General features: G+C 58.3%; 4 protein-coding genes. 3 read left to right on the top strand and 1 reads right to left on the bottom strand.

The window, feature by feature from the left end; translation table 11 throughout:
• Positions 1-173: 173 nt before the first annotated feature.
• Positions 174-755: a hypothetical protein gene (locus AC13QO_RS29275; RefSeq protein ID WP_488542678.1), complete on the bottom strand. Its 582-nt coding sequence runs from the start codon at positions 753-755 to the stop codon at positions 174-176.
• Positions 756-1,422: 667 nt separating this feature from the next.
• On the opposite strand from AC13QO_RS29275, the gene AC13QO_RS29280 reads away from it, so the two are divergent.
• From AC13QO_RS29280 to AC13QO_RS29290, 3 genes are all read left to right on the top strand, one after another.
• Complete coding sequence (locus tag AC13QO_RS29280; protein WP_488542679.1) at positions 1,423-3,594, top strand: peptidase domain-containing ABC transporter; 2,172 nt, start codon at positions 1,423-1,425, stop codon at positions 3,592-3,594.
• On the top strand, positions 3,591-5,033 hold the full coding sequence (locus AC13QO_RS29285; protein ID WP_488542680.1) for an HlyD family type I secretion periplasmic adaptor subunit: 1,443 nt from the start codon (positions 3,591-3,593) through the stop codon (positions 5,031-5,033). Before AC13QO_RS29280 ends, AC13QO_RS29285 begins: the two co-directional genes overlap by 4 nt.
• Positions 5,034-5,947: 914 nt before the next feature.
• Positions 5,948-12,163 (top strand): DUF4214 domain-containing protein (locus tag AC13QO_RS29290; protein WP_488542681.1); only part of this gene is annotated, 6,216 nt, incomplete at its 3' end.

Here is a 12,163-nt window from a genome sequence, read left to right on the forward strand (position 1 = left end):
CGACCCACCTACGGTTTTCGAGCTCTTCACCGCCTCGTTCGCGCCGAGCGCCTGTGCTCAGCGTGTGAACTCCATCGGCGGACGTCTTTCATCTCACCAGTGGGGAAACAGCCAGATGAATTTTCGAGCCGGGCGGTGTATGCCCGCGCCGCAAATTTGATTGCGGTTCGCCCCTAGCGATCAGACTTTTTAGTTTTTGGGGGCGCATGCAGCAGCTGGACCAGAACGCCATCGCTCCCCCTTAAATCGGTCATATCAAGAAATGTATGAGGGCCGTAAACATCCGCCCATGTCGTCACCTCGTTGCCATTGAGGCCTATTCGTCCGGAGCCGTTCTGGCTCAGGTGAAGTGTTCTGACCAGGTCATCAAAATAGGCGCGTTTATCCAGCGCATTTGATGCTATTCCGCGGTTGGTGGCGTCGATAGTGGGCCCGCTGATCTTCTCAAGAAGTAAGCTGAAGGGGCCAGTCGAGAGAGCCCCTTCGAAGACTTGGAGATGACGCGTGATGTCTCCAGACTGTTTTTCCGTCTTATCAATCGACTTACGCATGAACATCGCCTGCGCGGTCGCGCTGATATGTTCAAAGTTTTCCGGCTCGAGGGTGCACATGATCTGAAACGCGTTGATGACTGAATCGTCATGATTGGCGAGAGGACCCGTTGCCGTGGCGTAGTCGGCGTTTGCTGCAAGAGCTGAAGCGCAATGAATGGTCACGAGCAGTATAACGCCCATACCGATGTTGGCCACACGCATGTTTATTCTCCATTTGAAACGAGGAGATCGGCGTAGGGTTCGTGACCGTGGTGCTTATCAACGTTCTTTCCATTAGTCGGCTTTCGATCAGCTGAACATGTTCGATAACTATGGAGAAGGATCAATCTTGCACAAGATCGCATGTCCTCATGCGACAAAATGGCCTTACGTCTAAAATGCACGCGATATCACAGAGCCGTGATTTGACCGACAATTCTCTCTGCGTAACGTGAGACACGCAAAACAAAATCAGAGGTAGTCCTTCTTACAAAGAATTGCCGATCCATCTTGAACTATGAAATGACCAACCGGCATTGGCGAGCGGGGGCTCGGAATCCAATTCCACTGCGCGTAGGGTCGCAGTGGGATTAGTTAAAGCTGGTTGTCTAAGGAGCCTTCGTTCAAGCCGAAGGTAACTGTCCCTTTATAAGAAGAAGCGAGCCCCAGAAGTAAATGACTCCCCCTCAAAACCAATAACACTAACATATTTTGTACGAGCTAGGGCGCACTTGGCGTTTAGCTTCGCTTCGCATTGGTTTCGCGTCATCAACCGTGAGCGTCGCGAGGCCAACTCTCCTGGGCCAGCATAAGCAACAGATTTTATCCCGTGTCGTACGACACGGGTTCGATTGCAATATTTATATATCCAATAGGATTGGTCTTTCGTATGGGCAGCCTCGACCCTGGCACCGCAAATGTGGCGGCGCAACCTGTGGATTCCGGGCTGCGTGCTCTGTGCGGAATCGCAGCCTTTTACCGTATTGCTGCCGATCCCAACCGGCTTCATCATGAGCTTGCAATTGCGAGCGGAGTTGCGTCTGAACTGGATCTTCTGCGGGCGGCGACAGCAGTTGGGTTGAAGGCAAGGGCCGTCTGCGGATTGACCGAAGCGCGCCTCAGAAGCCTGCCTGTTCCGGCGATCGTGCATATGCCGGAAGGTACATTCGCCATTCTCGGCGGGCCGACCCCGGCCGGCCGGTACAGGGTGATTGATCCCGTCACACGCGCCGATCGCGAGTTATCTGCAGCCGAACTGCTGGTCGAGACGGGTGGCCGCGCGCTTCTCGTTGCCCGGAAATTGGGTGGAACAGGAACAGATCCGAGGACCTTCGGGCTGAAATGGTTTCTGCCCTCCATCTGGCGCTATCGCAAGCCGCTGGCGCATGTCCTCATCGCCTCGCTCTTTGTTCAGATTTTTGCCCTGGTCACGCCGCTCTTCTTTCAGGTGGTCGTCGACAAAGTTCTTACGCACAAGGGCTATTCCACCTTGTTCGTTCTGGTCGCCGGCATTGCCATCATCGGCCTCTTCGATGTCGTCTTGCAGTATCTGCGAACCTATGCGTTGTCGCACACGACGAACCGTATCGACGTCGAGCTTGGACAACGGCTTTTCCGTCATCTGCTTCGCTTGCCGCTCGACTATTTCGAAACGCGCTCGGCAGGTCAGACGGTCGCCCGTGTCCGGGAATTGGAAACGATCCGAAACTTTTTGACGGGCCAGGGGCTATTTGCCGCGATCGACCTGGTATTCGCCGTCGTCTTCCTCTGCATTCTCTGGTTCTACTCGTGGAGCCTGACGCTGATCGTCCTCGGATCGATCCCGCTCTACGTCTTGGTCGGACTACTCGTTCGCCCGCCGCTTCGCGACATGGTCAAGGAGAAGTTCAATCGGGGCGCCGTCAGCCAGCAGTTGCTCGTCGAGGCGATCATAGGAATTCAGACCGTCAAGTCGGCGGCGGTGGAACCGGTCATGCAGGCGCAGTGGGAAGAAAAGCTCGCGGCCTATGTGAAAACCGCGTTCCACACGACGCTTCTCGGCGCCGGCGGGCAGAATGTCATCCAATACATCAGCAAGCTTACGACTGCGCTGCTGTTGCTGTTCGGTGCGCGCGCCGTCATCAACGGTGAGCTCTCAGTGGGTTCGCTCGTTGCCTTCAATATGATCGCCGGCCAGGCGACGGCGCCTGTGCTGCGGCTGTCGCAGCTCTGGCAGGATTTTCAGCAGGTTCAGATTTCGATCGACCGCCTCGGCGATATCTTGAATACGCCGATGGAGCGGACGCCGGCGACACGGCTGGCGCTTCCCGCTCCAAGGGGGCTGATCGAGTTCAGGAATGTCAGCTTCCGGTACCGCGCTGGTGGCCAGGATATTCTGAAGGGGATCAATCTGCAGATCCGCCCTGGCGAGGTTGTCGGCATCGTCGGTGCTTCGGGCTCTGGCAAATCGACGCTGACAAAGCTCATTCAGAGGCTATACCTGGCCAGTGAAGGCCAGGTTCTGCTCGATGGGATGGATATCTCGCAGATGGACCCGGCGTGGCTGCGCGGGCATATCGGCGTTGTTCTGCAGGAAAACCTGCTCTTCAATCGCACGATCCACGAGAATATCGCGCTCGCCAATCCCGCATTGCCGCGCGCCCAGGTCCTGTCGGTGGCCCGTCTTTCCGGCGCGGACGAATTCATATCGAAGCTGCCGCAGGGCTACGACACCGTCATCGAGGAACGGGGGGCGAACCTGTCGGGTGGGCAGCGCCAGCGCATGGCGATCGCCAGGGCGCTTGCGACCAACCCGCCGCTTCTCATCTTCGATGAGGCGACGAGTGCGCTCGATTACGAAAGCGAGCGCGTCGTCCAGGAAAATATGCGCCACATCGTCCAGGGCCGGACCGTCATCATCATCGCCCATCGCCTCGCCGCCGTCAGGAACTGCCACAGGATTGTCGGCATGGCGGACGGCCGAGTTGTCGAGATGGGAACGCACGACGAGCTTCTACAAAAGAAGGACGGCCTTTTCGCGCGGCTTTGGGCGCTGCAACATGATGCGAGGGTTCCTGCATGACCGTGGCCGTGCGCACTTTCGCTTCGCCTCCACCGTCGCGGTCGAGATCAGACAATCAGTTCCTGGCGCCTGCACTCGAGGTGCTTGAAACGCCGGCGTCGCCAGCCGGAACGGCGCTCATCTTGATCATCTGTCTGCTCGCGGCGGTCGCACTTGCATGGGCTTATCTCGGCAGGATCGACATTATCGCGACTGCACAAGGCAAGATTCAACCGGTCGGCCGGGTCAAGATCGTCCAGCCGCTCTACGGCGGCAAGGTGGTTGGTCTCCCGCCAGCCAACGGTACGGAAGTGCATCGCGGCGATGTGCTGTTCCAGCTGGATTCCGCCGAAGCCGTGGCTGACGAAAAGGATGCGGATTCGGCGCTTTCGTCGGTTCGGGCGGAAGCCACGCGCCGGCGCGCTGCTCTGGCCGCTACAAGTACGACGGAGGTCAGTCACCGCGGCCGGATTGACTGGGCGGCCGATGTCCCGGAAAAGCTTCGGCGGCGAGAAGATGCCATCCTTTCGAGCGAATTGGGCCAACTCGACGCGTCGTTGATGTCCCTGCGGTCACAGATGCGACAGAAGGAAGGGGAGCGCGATCACCTCCGGGATACGCTCGACGAGCAGGCGTCGCTGGTTGACACGCTCCAGCAGCGGGTCGCAATGCGCAACACGCTCGTCGGCGAGAATGCAGGGCCGATGGCCGGCGTCATAGACGCGACCGAAACGTTGAAGACGCAGCGGACACAGCTCGCGATCCTGAAGGGCGAATTCGCCGACGCAGTGGCGGGGATCGACGTCCTCGGCGCCGAAATAGAGAAGACCCGCAGCGCATTCATCAGCGATCAGACCGAAAAGCTTGGCGATGCTGAACGGCAGGCGGAAGACCTTGAACAGCGCCTTGCGAAGAGCCGCGCCGAACTGGCGCAGATGACGGTGCGCAGCCCGATCGACGGCGTCGTCCAGGCTTCCGTGATTTCGACCGAAGGCCAGGTGGTGACGGCCGGGGAGGAGGTCCTGAGGGTCGTTCCGGCAGGAGCCACGCTAGAGCTCGAGGTCTACGTTCCCAACCGCGATATCGGCTTCATCCATGTCGGCCAGCCGGCGGTGGTGAAACTGGATGCGTTCCCGTTCACCCAGTACGGCACGGTTCCTGCGACGATCGTCAAGATAGCGACCGATGCTATCCCGGAGCCGGATGCTGAGCGCCGTGAGGAAGACACTGCTGCCGCACCGCAAACTTCGCTGTTTGCGGGTGCCGAGCGGACGCAGAACCTCGTCTTTGCTGTCACGCTAAAGCTTGAACGAAATGCGGTGCAGGCGGATGGCGCAGATGTTTCGCTTTCGCCGGGAATGTCGGCAACGGCCGAGGTCAGAACCGGTTCGAGGCGGATACTGGCCTACGTGTTTTCACCACTCGTCGAGGTGGCAAGCGACGCAATGAAGGAGCGATGAGGGAGAAAGCTATTGATGCATCACCGGGGTAATCTAGACGGGTTTCAACTATCTAGTTCTCAAAATCAGACGGAAGCAAGGATTAATAGTAATGGCACCAGATCCAGATTCTCCTAGGAATAGGACGAGGATAAAAACTTTTATATCCATGTACTGGTCTTGGATTATTCTTGCAGTATTTCCCGCTTTAATAGTAGGTATTGCTGTAATTACCAATGGTAATGAGCCAGTAATACTAATTTTACTATCCGTATATGCGGCTTATAGTTACATAAAGGTGATTAACCCACTTTTTTCTATAACTAGGCAATCCAACAAAAATACTGAGCCTGGAGATTCCGATGAGCAATAACGGTGAACGCGATTATTGGGGTGCAGCGGGTAACTCGATCGCCTTTTCCAGTTGGGCGCTTGACAATCTTCGTGAGGTAATGAAGGACGATCCACACAACATACCGGGATTTGGTGTGGCGGCCGGCGCCACTCTCAGTGTCTTAGGAGCATTTATTGATTTCTATCAATATCGTGCAGACGGTTACTCAACTACAAAAAGTGCGGAGATAACCGGATTACAGTTCGCCACTACCAACTTTGCAAATGCCGGTATAGTGGCAGGCACAACATATTTAGCGTCACGAAATCCCGCTCTCGCTAGCCAATACGTTTATGGTTCTTTCGCTACCATAGCATTCACCGACTTTACGCTGGGGAACATATTCCACTCATACTTCAATAATCAGCCCACACCAAATCCGACGGCGAGCAACTGGTCGCTTCGCGCTGAACTGCCGTCGATTTTCGATCCGAACCCATACACCCAATTCACTGCGGATGGATATGAGGTACTCTCCGGGTACACTGGATTAAATTCTGGCTTCGATACTCCTTCTGAGACGCGTCTCACTCAGACTTCTTTGCTTCCGACGAGTCTGGCGCCACTTTCGAATTTTGAACCCGAGGATAGTTTTCTCGGAGGAGTTCCCGCCCCGGATAGCAGTCCTATTGATCCCACAGGGAGCTATTTCACCGACCCGGCGAATTTCGGTTTCACGAGTATTCATGAGGCAGCCAACGCTCCACAATCCTGGGACTACTTCTATCAGGACGACTGGACCGACAGTAGCGGGTCGGATGACAATAGTCCGTCGTCGTCGCGATTCGATCCCTTTTCGAGTGGACAAGGATCGCACGAGTATGACTTCAGCTACGACAAGGGTGACGACAGTAGCAGCGAACCGGCCGATCCGGATGAAGGTTCGCTTGGTGGCGTGAGCTACAGCAACTCCGGCGGGCAGCATAACGTAAGTATTGACACCGGACCGAGCTACTACGACCCAGGTGGTTTCTTCCCGGATGTCGATGGTAATCTTGACGACGATTCTAGTGGCGACAACAATGACGACGACGACGATGACAGCGATGACGACGAACCGATCGTTCTCGATCTCGACGGCAATGGGATCAAGCTGACGCAGCAGACGTCGTCTATCACTTATTTCGACATGGCCGGCGACGGCAAGCAGCACCTGACCGCCTGGGCGGCGGCCGGCGACGGCGTGCTTGCGATCGACGCGAACGGCGACGGCAAGATCGATCAGAAAAGTGAGATCGATTTTACCGCCTGGGACACGACCGCCACGACGGACATGCAGGCGCTGCGTGATGTCTTCGATACCAACCACAACGGAAAGCTCGACGCCGGCGACAGCCGTTTTGCCGATTTCAAGGTTGTCGTGACGCAGGCAGATGGAACGAAGCAACTCAAAAGCCTTGCTGATCTCGGCATCACGTCGATCGACCTGATTTCGAACAATCAGGCGACGGAGCAGCCCGATGGATCCAAAATCAGCGGTACGGCGGCATTCTCGCGGGCGAACGGCTCGACCGGAACGGCTGCGGATGTGTCGCTCGCCTTTGGCAAGACCGGCGTCGTGACCTCGACTTCGACCACTCATCTTGCCGATGGATCGACCACGATCGATACCAAGGCCAGCGGCACCGATGGCGCACTGCAGTCGGAGCGCATCCTGGTGACTTCGGCGGACGGGTTGAGCCGCACATTGACGATCGACACCGACGGCGACGGCGTCATCGATCAGCGGCAGACTGACGTGACGGTGATTGGAAGCGATGGCAGCCGCTCCGAAACGCTTTCCGATTTCGGCAATGGCGGGACGATCCTGACCGACAGCACGACGACGGTCACCAGCGCTGATGGAAAGCTTGTTACGATATCGAGAGACCAGACTGGCGGCGGACACACGACACAGCAGGAGACGGATTCGACCGCCACCAACGGTGCGCTCACCGTGACGGTCACTAACCTCAACGCCGACGGTTCCAATAAGGATCGCACGACGACTATCACCAGCGCCGATGGTCTTTCGAAGACCAAGAGCTCGGATTCGACCGGGCGCGGTATCGTTGACGGGACCACGACCGACATGATTTCCGTCGCGGGCGACGGCACGCGGACCGAGGATGTCAGCGACTACGCGGGTACGAGTTCTGCCAGCAACAGCCGCGTGGACGAGACGATAACGGCGACGAGCGGCGATGGCCGAAGCAAGACCGTCACCTCCGATCTTGATGGCGACGGACATGCCGATCAGCGTGCCTCAAATGTGATCGTGGTCAATGCCAACGGCACATCGACGGCAACACAGACCAGGCGCGGCGCCGATGGCTCGCTGCTCAGCGAGACGGTGACGGAGTTGAGCGCCGATTCCCTGGTGCGCTCCACGAGTACCGATGCCGACGGCGACGGCACTTTCGAAGAGAAAAGCCAGGACAGCACGGTGATTGCGGCCGATGGCGGCCGGGTTGAAACCGTTACGGATACCAACGCTGATGTATCGCTACGCGATCGCACGATCACCGCCTGGAGCGCCGATGGGCGGACCAGGACGATCGAAACCGACACGAATGGCGATGGTGGCTACGATTCCGTCGAGACGATCACGGTCGCCGGCAACGGAACAATCACGGATACGCTTTCGGACTTCAATCCGGCGGGGACGATCCTGTCGGACCGGGCGGTCACGGTGACGTCGGCCGACGGGCTGTCGAAGAATGTGCGCACCGATGAGAACGGCGATGGCGATTTCGACAGGCAGGCCGATACGGCAATCGTCATCAATGCCGACGGCTCTTCGATCACAACGCTGATCAACTGGAACGGCGCGCACAGCATCCAGACCGGCAAGGCCGTAACAACGGTCGGTGCTGATGGAAAAAACACGACGGTCGATCGATACCTCGGATCCTCCAGCGCAAAGGATACCTCGGAACAGGATACGACGGTCCTGAACGCCGACGGATCGCAAACTCGTACCGTCATCGACACCGCGGGATCGTCCTCGGCGCCGGTCAGCAAGACCGTGACGGTAACAAGTGCGGATCATCTGAATATTACGACCAGTATCTATCTCGACCAGTTTTCCAATCCGGAACAGGTCAGCGCCCAGGTCACCGCCTCTGACGGCAGTGAAACGACCACTTCCTCGACCTACAGCGCTGACGGAAAGCATCTGCTTCAGTCTTCGGTGACGGCGACGAGTGCCGATCGCCTGACCTCGCTTGTCACGACCGACAGCGACGGCGACGGCGATGCCGACCAGCACAAGAGCGATGTCACAGTGCTCAACGCGGATGGAAGCCATGTGGAGACCGTTTCGGATTACGCCGGGACGGGCTCGGCGGCTGCCAATCTCGTCGATAGCCGTGTGACGACAACAGGCGCCAACGGCCGGCAGATCACTGTCCAGGTGGACCTCGACGGTGACGGGACCTTCGATCGCGTTGCAAGCGACGTGACGGCTTTTTCCGCCGACGGATCGCAAGCCGAGACATTCTCCGACTATGCCGGGAACGGCACCACCCTCATCGACCGGACAACGATCACGACAAGCCATAGCGGCTATGACAAAATCACGGCTGTCGATGCCGACGGCGACGGCCAGGTCGATACGACGACCACCGACCTAACGACGCTCAATTCCGATGGATCGACGACCGAGTCCATCACCATTGCCAATGGTGCGACACTCAGAAGCCGGTTCGTTACCACAGAGCAGGCGGACGGCAAGACCAAGACGATCAAGACCGATGCGAACGGTGATGGAGGCTTCGACACCGTCGAGTCCGTCACGGTTTCTGCCGACGGGAGCACTGTCGACGGCGTCTCGACCTTCAGTCCTGATGGGACCGTTCTCGAAAAGCGCGTGGTCACGACGACGTCGGCCGACGGCCTGATCAAGACCGTGGCAACGGACGCCGATGGCGACGGCGATTTCGACAGCCGGTCGGTAACCTCGAGCGCGACGAATGCCGACGGATCCACAACCGTCACTGCTACCCAGACGAACGGCGACGGGAGCGTGCAGACAGGAAAGACGGTCAAGACGATCAGTGCCGATGGCCAGACGCTGACGACCGACACCTATATTGGCAGCGATTCTTCCGTGGACAAGACCGTTCAGGAGGTCCGTACGCGCAATGCGGACGGCAGTATTCTCGATGTTGAGGACGGGGTTGCCGGCGTCAATCGCCTCAAATACGTCCACACTCTAACGACATCGAGCGCTGATGGGAGAAGCAGCACCAGCGACCTGTCGAACGGCATTCCGCCGACCAATGCCCAGACGACGGTCAGTTCGGTCAACGCGGACGGCTCCAAGGTAACGATCGTCGAAACCTACGGCATCAATAACCCGGTCGCCTTCAATGAAATCAAGACGACCACGATCAGCGCCGATGGATTGACGAAGACCGTCAAGAACGATTTCACCAATGCCGACAACACCGATTCCTACAACGAAACAATCTTCGACGGGATGGTCCTGAACGCGGATGGCTCGCGCACGGAAACGCTGCGGGACACCAACACGACGGGCCAGGTGATCGATCAGGTCATCAAGACCACCTCCGCGAACGGCGATCTCGTCACCCAGCAATGGAGCGGCAATCACACCTGGGCCACAGCTGCGCTCACCGTCCACAATAACGACGGTAGCACCACGACGACAACCAGCGCCGGCATCGCGATATCAGGCTCGGCTGTCACCGGATTGGTCGACCAGCAAGTACAGACGGTTTCGGCAGATGGCTTGATTACGAACACCGTGACCACCCTTCTAACGAAAACGGCAAAGACCGAGACCTCGATCCGCAATGTCGACGGCAGCAAAACGGAGACCGTCCAACTCTCGAATGCGGTCACCGGCCATCTGCTGCGTTCGGAGACGACCGCAGACAGCGCAGACGGCCTGTCGCATACGGAGAGCCGCGACAGCGATGGCGACGGCGTTGCCGATCACAGCGAAACGATCGTGACGACGGGCAATGGGGTCAAGACGACGACGATCTCCAATTTCAATGCCGACGGCACTCTCAAGGATCGCTCGACGACGTCAGTCAGCGCAAACGGTCTGGAGACCGATTACAGTTTCGACTCGGATGGGGACGGCGTGACCGATCGCCGGCGAACGGATATTACCGTTCTCAACCCGGACGGCAGCCGTACCGAGACCATTACCGATCTCGCCCCTGACGGTATTGCCGTGCTCGACAAGGTGACCAGCATCACGAGCGCCGATGGGCTGAGCAAGACACAACTCTCTCAGCTCGACGCAGCCGGGCGCGTCTCGGAATCACAGATCGACACCACGACCGTCGATGCCAACGGGGAGCTGGTCGAGACCAATACAACCTATTACAGCGACGGGACCAAGCGAAGCGGCTTTGTCCGCATCACAAGCGCCGACGGCCTCGAGATTGTCACCAACTTCGATCACGATGGCGACGGCGTCATCGACGAAAGCCAGCTGTCCAACACCGATGCGGCAGGAAACACCTATCAGTCCCTCGACTATCCGACAGGCAAGTCCTGGCGCACGGGTGCGGCGGACAGTTCAGCCGATGGTTTCGTCATCAACGTGGATGACGACGGGCGCAGCACCGATGTGACGATCCTGTCGCCGGACACGCCATCCGATCCAACGAGCGCGCCGACCGATCTCGGCGACGAATTCATATCGGTCGCCGCCGAGGCGAACGGCTCCTATAGCTGGGAAGCGGTTTCGACAACCGGCTCGGTCACCGCCTATGTCCGGCACGGGATCGATCCTGATGGCATCGATACCATCAGTTGGTCGAATGTGCGTGGTCTCAGCGGATCGGCGCAGATCGAATTGACCGAGGAAAACCTCGACGTCGCCCAAATGCAGCGGATCTACGATGTCGTCTTCGACCGCGACATGCAGAACTCCGAGCGCGAGCAGCTCGGGACCTACCTTACCCAAGGCGCCCTTAACGCGACGCAACTTGCGACCGACCTCATCGCAAGCGCAGCCTTCACGTCGAACTACGGGACCTTGTCGAATGTCGGCTTTGTTGAAGTGCTCTATCAGAATGCCTATGGACGCAATGCCTCCGTCAGCGAGATTGAGACATGGCTCGGCAAACTGAATTCCGGCAGCCTTACGCGGGCCGGACTAGTTCTTGCCATTTCGGAGAGTGCGGAACATCAGGTCGTCGGCAATGACCACATCACGACCAACGTCACCTCGGGCAAGTATCTGCATTCGACCGACAAGGCCGCGGCGACCGAAACCGTCGATCGTCTCTATCGCGTCCTGCTCGGCCGCGATCCGTCAGCAAGTGAAGCAGCGTCGAAGGCAACAGCCATCACAGGCGGTACGGAAACCCAGTTCCAGGTCGCCAATGACATTCTCGCCTCCTCGGCTTTCACGACGCTCTATGGCGGTCTGTCAACGGCAGATCTCGTCAATCAGCTCTTCCTAAATGCTCTCGGCAGGGCGCCGACCGCGTCGGAGGCGTCGTTCTGGACGTCAGCACTCGGATCCGGCACCACCAAGGCTGACTTCGCGGTGGCTCTCGCGGTCAATCAGTCCTATCTGTCATCGACGACGGGGAGTGGCATCGACGTTGTCGGCACCCCCGGCAACGATATTCTGACGGGCGGGACCGGCGACGATACGATCGATGGCGCGGCTGGCAACGATGTGATCCTCGGCTTCGCCGGCAATGATACGATTGTCGGAGGAGCGGGCACCGATACGATGATCGGCGGCACGGGCGACGACACCTATGTCGTCGACAATGCCGGC

Source organism: Rhizobium sp. CNPSo 3670, assembly GCF_057784555.1.

Coding starts and splice junctions, on each gene's coding strand:
- AC13QO_RS29275 (WP_488542678.1), bottom strand. CDS start 755: ATGCGTGTGGCCAACATCGGTATGGGCGTTATACTGCTCGTGACCATT.
- AC13QO_RS29280 (WP_488542679.1), top strand. CDS start 1,423: ATGGGCAGCCTCGACCCTGGCACCGCAAATGTGGCGGCGCAACCTGTG.
- AC13QO_RS29285 (WP_488542680.1), top strand. CDS start 3,591: ATGACCGTGGCCGTGCGCACTTTCGCTTCGCCTCCACCGTCGCGGTCG.